Consider the following 16,524-nt stretch of genomic DNA (forward strand, 5'->3'; position numbering starts at 1 on the left):
AAATGGCCAGCCATGATCAGTTTAAATATTATTCAAAGAGATCAAGCCATGCGCACTGCAATCGCCAACTCATTTGCCAAGCTTCCCGTCACTGTTTTATCTGGCTTTTTGGGTGCAGGAAAGACCACATTACTCAACCATATTTTAAATAATCGTGAAGGCCGCCGTATTGCCGTGATTGTCAATGATATGTCTGAGGTGAATATTGATGTGGCATTAGTACGCGAAGGTGGGGCGGAGCTTTCAAGAACAGATGAAAAGCTGGTTGAAATGAGCAATGGTTGTATCTGCTGTACGTTACGAGAAGACTTATTGGTTGAGGTGAGACGTTTAGCCGATGAAGGGCGCTTTGACCAATTGGTGATTGAGTCAACTGGCATTTCAGAACCGTTACCTGTGGCAGAAACGTTTACCTTTGAAGATGAAGATGGAAACTCACTCAATGAATTCGCTCGACTCGACACCATGGTCACGGTAGTCGATGCTTTTAATTTTCTTAAAGATTATAGTTCAGTTGACTCACTGCAACAACGTGGCGAATCATTAGGTGAGCAAGATGAAAGAACTGTAGTCGATCTTCTTATTGATCAAATCGAGTTTTGTGATGTGATTGTGCTGAATAAAATTGATTTGATTGATCAGGCTCAGCAAGACCAGCTTATCGCCATTTTAAAAACGTTAAACCCGCGTGCCCGAATTGAAATTGCGCAATTTGGAAAGATCGACTTAGATAAAATTTTAAATACACATTTATTTGAATTTGATGAAGCTGCACAAGCGCCGGGATGGTTAAAAGAGTTACGTGGCGAGCATACCCCCGAGACTGAAGAGTATGGAATCAGCAGCTTTGTTTACCGCGCTCGCCGACCTTTCCATCCAGAGCGTTTTTATGATTTGGTACAGGCTGAATGGCCGGGAGTCGTGCGCTCCAAAGGCTTTTTCTGGTTGGCTGCCGAACCGACATTGGCTTATTCATGGTCGCAAGCGGGAGCAATGGCTCGACACGGTTTAGCTGGTTATTGGTGGGCGGCCGTTGCAGAAGAAGACTGGCCGAGTGACCTCACCAGCATTGAAGAAATTAAGAAAAATTGGGATGCCCGCACAGGTGATGCGCGTCAGGAGCTGGTTTTAATTGGTATGCAAATGGATGAGCAAGCTTTAATAGAACGCTTAGACTGTTGTTTATTAAGTGATGAAGAAATGGCTTTAGGACCACAAGCATGGCAGAGCTGGTCTAATCCTTTTAAGCAAGATGATGAAACGATGTTGATCGCTTAATAAAAAAGCCCCTATTTTCAAGGGGCTTTTTTTATGATTTATCTTTAATAAAAACCTTTCGAATGTAGCTGTTAAGCGGGGTGGAATAGTATTTTTCAATCGCTGCGCTAATGATAAAAGTCAGAATTAGATAGCCAATTAAAAGCATAATTTTAATGCTAGAGTCGGTCTGAGCCGGAATAAAAGCAACTTTCATAAGCCCCAGCACAACCAGATGAAACAAATAAGTTTCATAACTTCGTTGCCCCAACCAGACCATCACTTTGGTAAATAGGTTATGCGCTTGTGTTCCTGAATGAGGTTGAAAACACAAAATAAGTAAGCCTGTAGCAAAAGCAAATAAGCTGATACCCCATGTACTGATTTCTTTAATTGGTGCATATAAATATAGAGCGGTCATACTCAAAATAATCAACCATGAAAGAGGTTTTTTATAGGGCCAATTTGGCTGATATTTATGAGAAAAAATGGCAGTTAAACAGCCTACCGCTATACCATCAAAACTTGAAAAATAATGATATAAATAGGCACCGCTTTCTTCTCCAAAATGCAATGACCTAAAATAAGGGCCATATAAAATTACGCCAATTAGTACAGCAACAAAGACCTTATTACTACGCGTAAGCAAGCATAATAATGGAAAAACAAAGTAAAAAACTTCTTCCACAGAGAGCGACCACAGCACGCCCAAAGCGTAGTTTACCCAACCGAATTTAATAATCAGGGTATTCATCCAGAAGGTTAAGGCTGCAAATATGGTTAAAGGATAAGAGACCTCAATGCCATTCGGGGCTTGGTTCATAAAGGGTTTTAAGTCAAACGAACCAAGTACACTTACACCTAAAATGAGTAATACCAGACACGGTAAAATACGCGCTGCTCGTCGGATATAAAAATGTTTGAGGTTAATTGCAGAAAATTGTTTATCTCTTTTTAAGGTGTGATGAGTAATTAAGAACCCCGAAATTACAAAAAACATGGTCACGCCATAATTTCCGTTTCTTGCGATGACTGTGCTAAATGCTTCACCTAAGAAATCAAAACCTAACCATGTATCTTTAAGTTTATAGGGAATATTAAAATGGTGTAAAAGAACCAAAAGGATAGAAATTCCTCGAAGAATATCTATTTTATAATTACGCATTCGATGTGCTTCCAGTTTTATTAATATACTGTGTGGCAGAAGAATACTATCGATCAGTTATTTTAAATAAAAATTTTAAGCATCATTTCGTAAACCCGAAAAAATGATATTTTTGTTTTCTTGGATGGGGCACTGGCTTACCAGAAATAACTATTAAATAAATATTGATAAAGCCTTTATATATTTGAATTTCTCTACATAAAACTTTAAATTAGCTCTTATTGATATATGTTTATTTTTTAAACTTTTCAAAATCTATTTATTTCATAAATTAACATGTTGTATGTGGTTGTATATACATAGCATGTCAACTAAAATACCTTTTTGCCTGCTGCCTTTTTGAGTATTTGTTATGCCCAGAACATCAAAACAAGAACATACTGAGCTTTCGATTGAAGCTGATAGTCCAGTTCCTCTATACCAACGTGTAAAACAGCTGATTTCACAAAAGATTTATGAAGGCTCGTGGGCTGTAAATAAAAAAATTCCTTCGGAAAGTGAACTCGTTAATCAACTCGGTTGTAGCCGTATGACGGTAAACCGTGCGCTACGTGAGTTAACGACCGAAGGGTTGTTGGTTCGAATTCAGGGCGTTGGTTCTTTCGTTGCTGAAGGGCAAGGCCGAACTGCACTTTTTCAAATTAATAATATTGCCGATGAGATTATTGCACGAAACCATAAGCACCACGCTGAAGTTTTAGTCTTAGAACAAATTTATGCAAATGCAGAGCAAAGCGTGTTAATGCAGACTCGCGAAGGGCAAAGATTATTTCACTCGATTATTGTGCATTATGAAAATGATGTACCTGTTCAGGTCGAAGATCGTTTAGTCGATGCAGCACTGATTCCAGATTATTTAGAACAAGATTTTAAAACCATTACCCCAAATGCTTACCTCATGGCAAAAGCTCCCGTGACAGAAGGCGAGCATATTGTTGAGGCCGTTTTAGCATCTCCTCAAGAGTGTAAGTGGTTAAAGATTACTAAAGCTGAGCCATGCTTACTCATTCGCCGCCGCACATGGTCAAACAAACAACTCATTTCAAGTGCGCGTTTGATCTATCCGGGTAGCCGCTACTATCTCGAAGGGAAATTCAACCCATGATTGAATTGATCAGGGCCGATCAATATACAAAAATGCTTTGGAAAAATGGTGCAGGCTTTACTTTAGAAATTGCTCGAAGCCTAGGTGAGGCTGACTTTGACTGGCGCATTTCGATGGCAGATGTGACCACTTCTGGGCCATTTTCGCTATTTCCCAATAAGCAGCGAATTATTAGCGTAATTGATGGACAAGGCATGGTATTGCATATCGATGATCTTCCTGCCACGACGCTGAACCAAGGTGATATTTTTGCTTTTCATGGTGAGAGTCAGGTCCAAAGTAAACTGGTAGACGGTGCAATTCGGGATTTAAATTTAATTTATGATCCTGCAAAGTTTCATGCCCGTTTTCAGTGGTTGAATGAGGCAGCAGAGCAGGCATTTATCAGCTCAGCAGATCTGATTTTTATTTTTAATCATGTTGGTGAAACGGAAGTGAATGTTGATGATGATTTTGTTCAGCTTGCTGCTCACGAGACGCTAAAAATTGAGAAAAAATCTGGTGTCACATCAATCAATCTTCCAATAAAACAGCTCAAAAGTTGCTATATCATTGAGTTAATTCAACGTTAAAACCTAAGTAATTTGCTTATTCAAAAGCACATGTCTACTGAAAAGACATGTGCTTTTTTTATACCTGTTATAAAAATAAATTAATTTAATTCATGAGCTTATTCAAATTTTTTAAAAAAATATGAGCAAGCCTCTTCACGCCGAAAAATATTTGTGTAGTATATGGATGTATATACAAGTTAATACATTACTATACAAATGCAGAAACAAGTGATGTTCTGCTGATGTAAGCTCAAAGGAAGGAGTCCGCCTGTGACAACAATGACAACAAAATTTCGTGATGTAGAAATTCGTGCGCCACGCGGCACTGAATTGACGGCTAAAAGTTGGTTAACTGAAGCTCCATTACGTATGTTGATGAATAACCTTGATCCGGACGTTGCAGAAAACCCGAAAGAGTTGGTTGTATACGGTGGTATTGGCCGTGCAGCACGAAACTGGGAATGTTTCGACAAAATTGTAGATACGCTAAAAAATCTTGAAACTGATGAAACTTTATTGGTTCAATCAGGCAAACCAGTAGGTGTGTTTAAAACTCATAAAGATGCACCACGCGTTTTAATTGCAAACTCAAACCTTGTACCGCACTGGGCAAACTGGGAACACTTTAACGAATTAGACGCTAAAGCTTTGGCAATGTACGGTCAAATGACAGCAGGTTCGTGGATCTACATTGGTAGCCAAGGTATCGTACAAGGTACTTATGAAACTTTCGTTGAGGCAGGCCGCCAACACTACAACGGTGACTTAAAAGGCCGTTGGGTTCTTACCGCAGGTTTAGGTGGTATGGGTGGCGCTCAGCCTTTAGCTGCAACACTTGCAGGTGCGTGTTCTTTAAACATCGAATGCCAACAAGCAAGTATCGATTTCCGTTTACGTACCCGTTATGTAGACGAACAAGCGACTGATTTAGATGACGCTTTAGCACGTATTGACCGCTATACAAAAGAAGGTAAAGCAATTTCAATTGCGCTTCATGGTAACGCTGCTGAAATTTTACCTGAGCTTGTACGCCGTGGTGTACGTCCAGATATGGTGACTGACCAAACAAGTGCACACGATCCCCTTAATGGCTACTTACCAGTAGGCTGGACTTGGGATGAATACCGTGCACGTGCGAAAACTGAACCGGAAGCTGTTGTAAAAGCTGCAAAACAGTCGATGGCGAAGCATGTACAAGCGATGCTTGATTTCCAAAAAATGGGTGTTCCAACATTTGACTATGGCAATAACATCCGTCAAATGGCGAAAGAAGAAGGTGTAGCAAACGCTTTTGATTTCCCAGGCTTCGTACCTGCATACATCCGTCCATTGTTCTGTCGCGGTATTGGTCCATTCCGTTGGGCTGCGCTTTCTGGTGACCCAGAAGACATTTATAAAACAGATGCCAAAGTTAAAGAGTTAATTCCTGATGATGAACATTTACATCACTGGTTAGACATGGCACGTGAACGTATTAGCTTCCAAGGCTTACCAGCGCGTATTTGCTGGGTAGGTTTAGGCTTACGTGCAAAACTTGGTTTGGCATTTAACGAAATGGTTCGTAGCGGTGAATTGTCTGCACCAGTTGTGATTGGTCGTGACCATTTAGACTCAGGTTCAGTTGCAAGTCCAAACCGTGAAACTGAAGCAATGCAAGACGGCTCAGATGCAGTATCAGACTGGCCTTTATTAAATGCGTTGCTCAATACAGCAGGCGGCGCAACTTGGGTGTCTTTACATCACGGTGGTGGTGTAGGTATGGGCTTCTCTCAACACTCAGGCGTTGTGATTGTGTGTGATGGTACAGATGAAGCTGCTGCACGTATTGCTCGCGTACTGACCAATGACCCTGCAACAGGTGTTATGCGTCATGCCGATGCAGGTTATGAAATTGCGATTAACTGTGCGAAAGAGCAAGGCCTACACTTGCCAATGATCACGCAATAAAAATACACGGAAGAACTAGCGGTGCTTTTTGCAATTGTGAAAAGCACCGTCTCAGCAGAATATAGTGCAAAAAATTAGGAAGCCAACATGGAATTATTAATCCAACCGGGAAAACTGACCTTAGCCGATTTACGTCAAGCCTACCTCAACCCAATTAAAGTTAAATTAGATGAAAGTGCTTCATCTGCAATTAATGCAAGCGTGGCTTGCGTTGAGAAAATTGTAAATGAAGGACGTACAGCTTACGGTATTAACACGGGCTTTGGCTTACTTGCTTCAACTAAAATTGCTCCTGAAGATTTAGAAAAATTACAGCGTTCATTGGTTCTTTCGCATGCGGCAGGTGTAGGTGAAGCACTTGATGATGCAATGGTTCGTTTAATTATTCTATTGAAAGCAAATAGTTTGGCGCGTGGTTTCTCTGGTATTCGCCGTAAAGTGATTGATGCTTTGTTGGCTTTAATTAATGCCGAAGTTTACCCACACATTCCACTGAAAGGTTCAGTAGGGGCTTCAGGTGACTTGGCACCACTTGCACACATGTCTTTAGTGTTACTTGGTGAAGGTAAAGCGCGTTATAAAGGTGAATGGTTACCCGCAGTTGAAGCTTTAAAAGTTGCAGGCTTAGAACCAATTTCTTTAGCAGCTAAAGAAGGCTTAGCACTTTTAAATGGTACACAAGTTTCAACGGCTTATGCTTTACGCGGCTTATTTGAAGCGGAAGATTTATTTGCAGCTGCAACTGTTTGTGGTGGCTTAAGCGTTGAAGCAATGCTGGGTTCACGTGCACCATTCGATGCTCGTATTCACGAAGTACGTGGTCAACGTGGCCAAATTGATGTAGCTGCGGCTTATCGTGATCTCTTAACAGACTCGAGTGAAATTGCACATTCACACGAAGACTGTAGCAAAGTTCAAGACCCATACTCTTTACGTTGCCAACCACAGGTGATGGGCGCATGTTTAACCCAAATCCGTCAGGCTGCTGAAGTATTAGAAATTGAAGCAAATGCTGTATCTGATAACCCGCTTGTTTTTGCTGAACAAGGTGACGTGATTTCTGGTGGTAACTTCCATGCAGAACCTGTAGCAATGGCGGCCGATAATCTAGCTTTGGCAATTGCAGAAATTGGTTCACTGTCTGAACGTCGTATTTCGATGATGATGGACCGTCATATGTCACAACTTCCACCGTTCTTGGTGGCAAATGGTGGTGTTAACTCAGGCTTTATGATTGCTCAGGTAACTGCTGCTGCTCTTGCAAGTGACAATAAAGCGCTTGCACATCCAGCAAGTGTTGATAGCTTGCCGACTTCTGCCAACCAAGAAGACCATGTATCAATGGCTCCGAATGCTGGTAAACGTCTTTGGTATATGGCTGACAACGTCCGCGGCATTTTAGCTGTTGAATGGTTAGGCGCTTGTCAGGGTCTAGACTTCCGTGAAGGCCTAAAAAGCTCGCCTAAACTTGAACAAGCTCGTAAAATCTTGCGCGCTCAAGTGCCTTACTACAGTGAAGACCGTTTCTTTGCTCCTGATATTGAGCAAGCAAGTGAATTACTCTCAAGCGGCTGCTTAAACGAGTTAATTATTCCAAAACTACTCCCTAGTTTATCTGAAGTGTGATTGATAAAACGGTCACATGGAGTGGCCGAATCTAACTAAATATCCTCAAGGATTGGAGATTATAATGTCACAAAACTCCACACTACAGCGGGGTTTAAACACCCGCCACATTCGTTTCTTGGCATTGGGCTCAGCAATTGGAACTGGGCTTTTCTATGGTTCGGCAACTGCAATTAAAATGGCAGGGCCTTCAGTATTACTTGCGTATATCGTTGCAGGGATTGCAATTTATATCGTTATGCGCGCTTTGGGTGAAATGGCTGTCCATAATCCCGTCTCTGGCTCATTCAGCCACTATGCATCACAGTACATTGGTCCATTGGCTGGTTTTACGACAGGCTGGACGTATGTCTTTGAAATGGTGATTGTTGCAATTGCCGATGTGACTGCTTTTGGTATTTATATGGGGTTCTGGTATCCCGATGTACCACGGTGGATCTGGATTTTATCCCTGATTATGTTCTTAGGTGCAATTAACCTTATTCACGTTAAAGTCTTTGGTGAGCTCGAGTTTTGGCTGTCTATTGTCAAGGTGAGCGCCATTGTTGCCATGATTTTAGGTGGAATAGGCTTAATGTTCTACGGCTTCCATGCTGACCATAGCAGTGTAGTTCCAGGGATTCAAAACTTATGGATTTATGATGGCTTTATGCCACATGGGATTGCCGGCTTAGTTGCATGTTTATCTGTGGTTGTATTTGCTTTCGGTGGTATCGAAATTATTGGTATTACAGCGGGTGAATCACAAGATCCGAAAACTACTTTACCGAAAGCAATTAATGCAGTTCCAGTACGTATTTTACTTTTCTATGTACTAACCATTTTTGTACTGATGTCGATTTTCCCATGGAATCAAATTGGTAGCCAAGGTAGTCCATTCGTACAAATTTTTGAAAATCTAGGAATTCCATCTGCTGCGCATATTTTAAATATGGTGGTGGTGACCGCTGCAATCTCGGCAATTAATAGTGACGTGTTTGGTGCTGGCCGTATGCTTTATGGTATGGCAAACCGTGGTCAAGCGCCTCGAGTTTTTCAGAAATTATCACGTAATGGTGTGCCATGGATGACTGTAGTGGTTATGGCTGGTGTGCTATTAATTGGTGTGGTGCTGAACTACCTAATTCCTGAAAATGTATTCATGATCATTGCATCGATTGCAACTTTCGCAACTGTTTGGGTGTGGCTCATGATCTTGCTTTCGCAAGTCGCAATGCGCCGTAAGTTATCTACTGCTGAAATTAAAGCACTTGATTTCCCTATCTGGGGTTGGCCATATGCACCTGCGTTTGCAATTGGTTTTATGGCGTTCATCTTAGTCATGATGGGATATTTCCCAGATTCACGTCCTGCAATTTATGTAGGAATCACTTGGCTTGCTCTGTTAACGATTGCTTATCGCATTTGGGTCAAGCCAGAGCAGAGCTTGGGAAAGGAAAGTAATCCTATCCAGCAAAATGTTGAGATAGAAAGCTAACAAATGAACTGCCCAATGGTTGAACTATTGGGCAGTTTTGAGGAAGGGCTAATGAAAAAACTTTGGCAAAATTGCCACATTGCGACCATGCAAAATGGGCAATATTCCTACATTGAAGATGCTGCAATCGTCACAGAAGGGCATCTGATTCACTGGATTGGAAAACAACAACAACTTCCTGCCGACACGTATTCCGAAACAGTTGACTTAAATGGCGCTTGGGTAACCCCAGGGCTCATCGACTGTCATACGCATAGCGTATTTGGTGGCAACCGTAGTGTTGAGTTTGAAAAACGTTTGCAAGGTGTGAGCTATGCTGAAATTGCAGCAAGCGGTGGCGGTATTGCCAGTACTGTTCGTGCAACACGTGAAGCAAGCGAAGAACAATTACTAAGCTCAGCACTTAAACGTATTCGCTGTATGCAACAAGACGGCGTTACAACTATCGAGATTAAGTCTGGTTACGGACTCAATTATGAAAATGAACGCAAGATGCTGCGTGTGATTCGTCAAATTGGTGAAGCTTTACCGATGACGGTCAAAAGTACCTGTTTAGCTGCGCATGCGTTGCCGCCAGAGTACAAAGACCAAAGCGATGCTTATATCGAGCATATCTGTACAGAGATGTTGCCTAAACTACATGCTGAAGGTTTAGTCGATGCAGTAGATGCATTCTGCGAGCATTTGGCATTTTCACCAGCTCAGGTTGAACGTGTTTTTAAAACGGCACAATCATTAGGTTTGCCCGTTAAGCTTCATGCTGAGCAGCTCTCATCGCTAGGTGGCTCAAGTTTGGCAGCACGTTATCATGCTTTGTCGGCTGACCATTTAGAGTACATGACCGAAGATGATGTTAAAGCCATGGCAGAGTCGGGCACGGTTGCAGTGTTATTACCGGGTGCCTTTTATTTATTACGTGAAACACAATACCCACCGATTGAAAGCCTGATTAAACATGGTGTGCGTATTGCGCTGTCGAGTGATTTAAATCCGGGTACATCTCCAGCACTTTCTTTACGTTTAATGCTCAATATGGGCAGCACACTTTTTCGCTTAACGCCTGAGCAAGCATTAGCGGGTGTCACCATTCATGCTGCACAAGCGCTCGGTTTAGAGTACACACACGGCAGTCTGGAGCAGGGTAAAGTCGCTGACTTTGTGGCTTGGGATATTGAGCATCCATCTGAAATTGTTTACTGGCTTGGCGGCGATTTGCCTAAGCGAGTCGTTCAGCATGGACAAGAAGTTATTTTTTAGACGGTGGCATATGAATCACACATTTAAATGGCAAGGCCGCCATGATGGCGAGGGTGAAGCACACCAACGTATTCACCATATTATGAATAAAACCCAACCTGCTGAATTTGCCCTGATTGGTTTTAGCTCTGATGAAGGTGTGAAGCGTAACAAAGGCCGAGTTGGCGCTGCCGAAGCGCCAGATGCAATCCGTACTCAACTGGCTAATTTACCGATTCATCGCCCAGTCAGTATTGTCGATTTGGGTACAGTGACTTGTGAATATGACAATTTAGAGCAAGCACAAACAGAGTTGGCAGAACAAGTCGCAAACAGCTTGCAAAATGGTTTAAAGCCGATTGTATTGGGTGGCGGACATGAGGTTGCATTTGGTAGCTTTAGCGGTCTGTTCCAATATGTACAAGCCCACGCGCCAGATAAAAAAATAGGCATTATTAATTTCGATGCCCATTTTGATTTGCGTGAAGCCGAACATGCCACCTCTGGAACACCTTTTTTACAGGCAGCTCGACTTTCAGAACAGCATCAAAAACAATTTAATTATTTATGTATTGGGGTCGCCAACCATGCCAATACTAAAGTTTTGTTTGATACAGCCGATGCGCTGAATTGTTCATATTTGCGCGATCATGAGGTTAATATTTTTAACCTATTAAACGTACTTGCGGCGGTTGATGCTTTTATTGAAAAAGTAGACTGTTTGTACGTTACGATTGATTTAGATGTCTTTGCGGCTGCGGTTGCACCAGGGGTGAGTGCACCTGCTGTAAAAGGAATTGATTTAGCTACTTTTGAAGCACTTTTTAAGCATATTCAAGAGACTGGCAAAATCAAACTTTTAGATATTGCTGAATGCAATCCAAAATTTGATTTGGACAATAGAACAGCAAAACTGGCTGCGTATATTGTTTATCAATATTTGTTTTCTTGAGAAACAATTTTTAATGTAGAAATGAAAAAGTGCACTGAGATCGTTCATGTGCACTTTTTTTTTAAGTTCTTGGTCTATTAAAGTCAGATGTGGAATATAGATAGCAACTATAAATAATATAATTAAAAAGAAAATTAATTTATAAAATCATTTAGTTAAAAAAATACTCGATTTTTACACCATTTTATATGCTGCTTGGCACGTAATTTGTTTTGTCTTTATTTTAACCTTTGTTAAATATTTCTGGATAATTAAATGAAAAACAGAACCTTACAATTGGCTTGTATCAGTGTTTTATTTTGGATGTTTCATTCTTCTAATGCAACAACCCCCGAAATAAATACAAATAGCATCGAAAAATCACAATCTAAACAAAACAGTAATGTCTCTGTTCGAGTGAAAGCTTTAAACCAACTTTTACAGGAACAGTGGGAATATACTTTGAAAAATAGTCCTGAAACTGCAACCGTTTTAGGAGATTTACGCTATAACAATCGATGGACTGAGCTTTCAAAAAATCAGATCGAGAAAGATAAAAAAAGTACGCAAAATTTTTTAAATCGTTTTGAAGCAATTGATAGCACAGGGTTTTCAGCAACTGATCAATTAAATAAAAATTTAATGATTTATCAGTTGAAAGAAACACTTAAAAATTATGATTTGAAACTCTATGAGATGCCTTTTAATCAAATGTGGGGGCTACATTTACAATTTCCAGGATTTATTAGTTCGATTCCATTTGATAATGCTAAGCAATATCAAGACTATATTACTCGTTTAAAACAGATTCCTCTTATTCTTGATCAAGGGATTCAGTTAGCGAAACAAGGCCAAAAAGATGGCTTGATGCCACCCAAATATTTAATTGAAAAGGTAGCAAAGCAGATTAATAGTATTGCAACTCCCGTAGGGAAGGACAGTGTTTTTGCCTCTCCATTAAAGCAATTTCCAAAAAATATTTCGAAAGCAGAACAAGAACGTTTAAGCCGTGAAATGCTACAGGCCATAGATCAGAATGTTCGGCCTGCCTATCAAAAGCTCGGGACGTTTATTCAGAAAGATTACTTACCCTATGGACGACAACACGAGGGTATATGGAGTTTGCCAAACGGTGACGAACTCTATCGCTTTTATGTAGAAAACAATACGACAACCTCTGAAAGCCCTGAAACTATTCATCAGCTCGGGTTAAAAGAAGTTGCTCGTATAGAAGCGGAAATGCTGAAAATTGCCAAAGCACAAGGTTTCAATGATTTAAAAAGTTTCCAACAATCTTTAAAGACAAATCCCGCGGTTTTCCCAAAATCTCGTGAAGAAATTTTAGAGATTTATCGCGGGTATATTGCCCAAATGCAACCAGAGTTGCCGAAGCTCTTCGGTTTATTACCCAAAAATAAAGTCGAAGTTTTGCCTGTAGAGCAATACCGAGAAAAAGAAGCGGCAGGTGCGGAGTATCACCAAGGCACACCTGATGGTTCACGCCCCGGACAGGTATATGTAAATACTGGCGACTTCTCTGAACGTTCCAAAATATCAATGGAAGCGACCGCTTACCATGAGGCAATTCCCGGCCACCATATGCAGATTGATATTGCCCAAAACTTGCCAAATTTGCCGATGTTCCGAAAGCAACCCAACCACACCGCCTACATTGAAGGATGGGCACTTTACGCAGAGCAACTGGGCAAAGACGTTGGTTTCTATAAAGACCCGCTTTCAGACTATGGAAGACTATCGAGTGAGTTGTTCCGTGCTTGTCGTCTAGTGGTTGACACTGGGGTACATTATAAAAAATGGACCCGTCAGCAAATGATTGATTTTATGCGGGAACACTCAGCTTTAGATGAACCAGATATTCAGGCAGAGACAGATCGCTATATTGCTATTCCTGCCCAAGCATTAGCCTATAAAATGGGACAACTGAAAATTTTAGAGTTACGAGAGCTAGCCAAACAGGAGCTTGGAGATCGTTTTGATATCAAAGCGTTCCATGACATGGTTTTAAATGCAGGAACATTGCCTTTAAATATATTAGATGCACGTATTAAAAATTGGATTAAGGAACAAAAAGCGGCAGCTTAAAACAAAAATCGAAATTTAGGTCAGGTCTTCGTTGGGCCTGATTTAAAAGCTATAGAAAAGTAAACTCTAGAAAAGATGATAAGAGGTATATGCTTATCATCTTATATTTTTATATAAACTGTTAAATTAGAATTAACGATTAATCTATTTTATTAACTAAATATATATAACTCATGTTTATATTTTAAATTTTATTAAAAGCTTTAAATATAAAATAAGGAAAATATTATATAAACATTAATTAAATTATTATATTTAAACTTTTTCATTAAAATAAATTGACGTTCTTTATTATACAGATTAATATTTCGTTGCTGGCCTACATTGCCAGACGGTTTTGACAGACCGTACTTAGCAAATGGGTTATACTTTCTGAGTATTTCCCATGTGGAACCTTTGTGCCCCCTTTTTCTCTATGGTAGGGCGGAAGGGGGACGCGTTCGCGCGTGCTGGTCGCTAAGTCTAGTCTGTCAACCCTCTTTCGTTCTGCCACCCTAATCAATTGACGGTGATTTGGTGGTAGGACTCCATTTTTAAGGAGTTGGCCATGCCATTATTTAAACTCATTTTCTCTCTCATTTAACTATTTTATATATTTAAAATTTGGATTTTCTATGTCCTGATTTTTTAAATATATAAATTATTTTTATTTGAAAATCTTAATTATTTTATTTTCCTATTTGTGTGGGAGGATTAACTGTTATTTAAAAAATTATTTTAATATTTAAACAAATAATATTTTTATTTTATTTAAAGATATAAATAATCATGAGAATAATATGAAACTTCATAAATTTATATTAGTTTTAAACCTTGTGGTCGGTACTTACGGTATTACAAATGATGACGCTAATGCTCAGCAGGAATTTAAAAGAATTTGCTTGTCAGGTGAACACATGCAAGCCAGTTGTAATTGTGTTTGCCAACAGCTCGCGCAAGTGTATTCACCCCAAATCGTGCAACGTTTAAAACACACCAGTTTGCAAAGTCCTGTTCTCCCACAGGACTTTGCCCCTAACTTGTTCAGCAGCATTCAACGCTGCGACAAAAATGAAATGAGCTAAGTATTTCGCTTAGCTCCTTTATCTCTGTGTCGCAATGATCTCTCAAACTTTAAATCAGCGCAAAAGTAAAAGTCTGTTGTGATGCAGAGGCCTGAGGGGGAGTTCTCTATGTTCTGGTATGAACGCAATAAAAAAGCCCGATAGGCAATTAATGCGTATCGGGCTTAATCAATCAGTTATTAAAGCAGGTGATGCCTTAATAATGATCTTTTTTGAATTACTCTACAGTTACTGACTTCGCCAAGTTACGTGGCTGGTCAACGTCCGTACCACGTAATACAGCAACGTGATAAGACAACAACTGAACTGGTACGCTATAAACGATTGGAGCGAGCCATTCGTTTACTGCTGGAATATGTACAACGTGTTGACGGTCTTTTCCACTGATTCCGCTATTTTCATCAGCGAAAACAAATAATTCACCACCACGTGCCTGAACTTCTTCCATATTTGATTTGAGCTTATCAAGCATTTCATCATTTGGAGCAAGAATCACGATCGGCATTTCATTATCAACAAGTGCCAATGGGCCGTGTTTTAACTCACCAGCTGCATAGCCTTCTGCATGAATATATGAAATCTCTTTTAGCTTTAATGCGCCTTCCAATGCGATTGGATAATTCGTACCACGGCCTAAGAATAAGCAGTGATTTTTTTCAACGAATAATTCAGACAAACGCAAAATTTCTGGATCATGTTTAAGCGTATCAAGAATAACTTTCGGGCTGTGCCATAACTCACGTGTAATTTCTTCAAGCAGAGCAGGGCTAATACGTTGTTTAACTTGACCAATTTTCAAAATTAACAACATAAGCGCAGCGAGCTGAGTCGTGAACGCTTTAGTTGAAGCAACACCAATCTCAGGACCAGCAAGCGTCAATAAGTGATGATCAGTTTCACGAACCATTGAAGACGTCGCAACGTTACAGATAGTCAAAGTCTGAATATCGATATTGTTTGCTTTCGCACGCTTTTGAGTTTCACGTAGTGCCGCTAAAGTATCGGCAGTTTCACCTGACTGTGAAATACAAATATAAAGTGTATTTTCAACAATTACAGGGGTGCGATAGCGGAATTCACTCGCGATTTCAACTTGGCAAGGCACGCCAATCAGTTGTTCAAACCAATATTTCGCAATCATTCCTGAGTGGTAACTTGTACCACAAGCAATGATTTGTACGCTTTGAATTTTGTTGAAATCTGCATCAGCATTTTTCAAGAAATCATCACGTAAGCTATTGCCATCAAGCGCTTGAGAAATCGTTTGCTTGATTGCTTCTGGTTGCTCATAAATTTCTTTGAGCATGTAGTGCTTGTATTCACCTTTTGATGCACTGCTTACGGTTGCATCAAGCTCTCTTACTGGACGTTCAACGCGTTCGCCATTTGCAAATACTTCAATTGAAGTACGTGTAAGACGTGCAATATCGCCTTCTTCTAGGTACATAAAGCGGTTAGTTACAGGCAAAAGTGCAAGTTGGTCTGAACTAATAAAGTTTTCACCAATACCTACACCAATGACTAAAGGTGAACCTTCACGTACAGTAATCAGTTCATCTGGATAATCGCTATGGATAATACCTAGCGCGTAAGCACCTTTAAGCTGAGGTACAACAGTTTCAACAGCTTCTAAAAGGCTATCTGTGCTTTTTAGAGCTTCAGCAACTAAGTGTGCAACAACTTCAGTATCTGTTTGAGAAGTAAAAACGTAACCTAAAGCTTGAAGGTCGTCTTTTAATTCTTGGTAGTTTTCAATAATACCGTTATGTACAATAGCAACCTTACCAGACATATGCGGGTGAGCATTGTTTTCAGTTGGTTTACCATGTGTTGCCCAACGGGTATGTGCGATCCCGATAGCTCCTGTAAGCTGGTGTTCAGCAACTGCATCGGCAAGATTAATAACTTTACCGACACGACGCTCACGTAAAATTTGTTGGTTATTCAGTAAAGCAACACCCGCAGAATCATAACCGCGGTATTCAAGACGTTTTAAACCTTCAATTAAAATCTCGGTTACACAACGTTCTGCAACGCCTCCGACGATACCACACATACT

The 16,524-nt window shown here is 40.4% G+C and carries 12 protein-coding genes; 10 read left to right on the plus strand and 2 right to left on the minus strand.

The window, feature by feature from the left end; genetic code table 11:
* Positions 1 to 12 precede the first annotated feature (12 nt).
* The gene (zigA, locus tag SOI76_RS00360) at positions 13 to 1,278 is read left to right on the plus strand and encodes a zinc metallochaperone GTPase ZigA (protein ID WP_104079997.1); all 1,266 of its coding nucleotides are present in this window, start codon (positions 13 to 15) and stop codon (positions 1,276 to 1,278) included.
* A gap of 31 nt (positions 1,279 to 1,309) precedes the next feature.
* Here zigA and SOI76_RS00365 read toward each other — a convergent pair whose 3' ends face one another.
* On the minus strand, positions 1,310 to 2,422 hold the full coding sequence (locus SOI76_RS00365; protein ID WP_104079998.1) for an acyltransferase family protein: 1,113 nt from the start codon (positions 2,420 to 2,422) through the stop codon (positions 1,310 to 1,312).
* A 352-nt stretch (positions 2,423 to 2,774) separates the two neighbouring features.
* On the opposite strand from SOI76_RS00365, the gene hutC reads away from it, so the two are divergent.
* The 9 genes from hutC to SOI76_RS00410 all read left to right on the plus strand — a co-directional run bounded on the left by hutC (position 2,775) and on the right by SOI76_RS00410 (position 14,465).
* On the plus strand, positions 2,775 to 3,527 hold the full coding sequence (gene hutC / locus SOI76_RS00370; protein WP_086376018.1) for a histidine utilization repressor: 753 nt from the start codon (positions 2,775 to 2,777) through the stop codon (positions 3,525 to 3,527).
* The gene (locus SOI76_RS00375; RefSeq protein ID WP_205668437.1) at positions 3,524 to 4,099 is read left to right on the plus strand and encodes a HutD family protein; all 576 of its coding nucleotides are present in this window, start codon (positions 3,524 to 3,526) and stop codon (positions 4,097 to 4,099) included. Before hutC ends, SOI76_RS00375 begins: the two co-directional genes overlap by 4 nt.
* Positions 4,100 to 4,360: 261 nt before the next feature.
* Entirely contained in the window at positions 4,361 to 6,028 is a 1,668-nt protein-coding gene (hutU, locus tag SOI76_RS00380) for a urocanate hydratase (protein WP_014207979.1), read from the plus strand.
* An 87-nt stretch (positions 6,029 to 6,115) separates the two neighbouring features.
* The gene (gene hutH, locus SOI76_RS00385; protein WP_000421598.1) at positions 6,116 to 7,654 is read left to right on the plus strand and encodes a histidine ammonia-lyase; all 1,539 of its coding nucleotides are present in this window, start codon (positions 6,116 to 6,118) and stop codon (positions 7,652 to 7,654) included.
* A 64-nt stretch (positions 7,655 to 7,718) separates the two neighbouring features.
* Positions 7,719 to 9,131: an amino acid permease gene (gene proY, locus SOI76_RS00390; RefSeq protein WP_000081461.1), complete on the plus strand. Its 1,413-nt coding sequence runs from the start codon at positions 7,719 to 7,721 to the stop codon at positions 9,129 to 9,131.
* Positions 9,132 to 9,182: 51 nt separating this feature from the next.
* A complete protein-coding gene (hutI, locus tag SOI76_RS00395; protein ID WP_104080072.1) occupies positions 9,183 to 10,388 on the plus strand; it encodes an imidazolonepropionase in 1,206 nt (401 codons plus the stop codon).
* A 10-nt stretch (positions 10,389 to 10,398) separates the two neighbouring features.
* Positions 10,399 to 11,319, plus strand: coding sequence for a formimidoylglutamase (gene hutG / locus SOI76_RS00400; RefSeq protein ID WP_104079999.1), 921 nt, complete (start codon positions 10,399 to 10,401; stop codon positions 11,317 to 11,319).
* 255 nt (positions 11,320 to 11,574) lie between these two features.
* Positions 11,575 to 13,401, plus strand: a complete 1,827-nt coding sequence (locus tag SOI76_RS00405; RefSeq protein ID WP_104080000.1) for a DUF885 domain-containing protein — start codon at positions 11,575 to 11,577, stop codon at positions 13,399 to 13,401.
* 779 nt (positions 13,402 to 14,180) lie between these two features.
* On the plus strand, positions 14,181 to 14,465 hold the full coding sequence (locus SOI76_RS00410) for a hypothetical protein (protein ID WP_104080001.1): 285 nt from the start codon (positions 14,181 to 14,183) through the stop codon (positions 14,463 to 14,465).
* A gap of 217 nt (positions 14,466 to 14,682) precedes the next feature.
* Here the strand turns inward: SOI76_RS00410 and glmS are convergent, their stop codons facing one another.
* On the minus strand, positions 14,683 to 16,521 hold the full coding sequence (gene glmS / locus SOI76_RS00415) for a glutamine--fructose-6-phosphate transaminase (isomerizing) (protein WP_104080002.1): 1,839 nt from the start codon (positions 16,519 to 16,521) through the stop codon (positions 14,683 to 14,685).
* Between the last annotated feature and the right edge of the window lie 3 nt (positions 16,522 to 16,524).

The sequence above is a fragment of the Acinetobacter pittii genome (assembly GCF_034064985.1).
Lineage (GTDB): Bacteria > Pseudomonadota > Gammaproteobacteria > Pseudomonadales > Moraxellaceae > Acinetobacter > Acinetobacter pittii_H.

Coding starts and splice junctions, on each gene's coding strand:
- zigA (WP_104079997.1), top strand. CDS start 13: ATGATCAGTTTAAATATTATTCAAAGAGATCAAGCCATGCGCACTGCA.
- SOI76_RS00365 (WP_104079998.1), bottom strand. CDS start 2,422: ATGCGTAATTATAAAATAGATATTCTTCGAGGAATTTCTATCCTTTTG.
- hutC (WP_086376018.1), top strand. CDS start 2,775: ATGCCCAGAACATCAAAACAAGAACATACTGAGCTTTCGATTGAAGCT.
- SOI76_RS00375 (WP_205668437.1), top strand. CDS start 3,524: ATGATTGAATTGATCAGGGCCGATCAATATACAAAAATGCTTTGGAAA.
- hutU (WP_014207979.1), top strand. CDS start 4,361: ATGACAACAAAATTTCGTGATGTAGAAATTCGTGCGCCACGCGGCACT.
- hutH (WP_000421598.1), top strand. CDS start 6,116: ATGGAATTATTAATCCAACCGGGAAAACTGACCTTAGCCGATTTACGT.
- proY (WP_000081461.1), top strand. CDS start 7,719: ATGTCACAAAACTCCACACTACAGCGGGGTTTAAACACCCGCCACATT.
- hutI (WP_104080072.1), top strand. CDS start 9,183: ATGAAAAAACTTTGGCAAAATTGCCACATTGCGACCATGCAAAATGGG.
- hutG (WP_104079999.1), top strand. CDS start 10,399: ATGAATCACACATTTAAATGGCAAGGCCGCCATGATGGCGAGGGTGAA.
- SOI76_RS00405 (WP_104080000.1), top strand. CDS start 11,575: ATGAAAAACAGAACCTTACAATTGGCTTGTATCAGTGTTTTATTTTGG.
- SOI76_RS00410 (WP_104080001.1), top strand. CDS start 14,181: ATGAAACTTCATAAATTTATATTAGTTTTAAACCTTGTGGTCGGTACT.
- glmS (WP_104080002.1), bottom strand. CDS start 16,521: ATGTGTGGTATCGTCGGAGGCGTTGCAGAACGTTGTGTAACCGAGATT.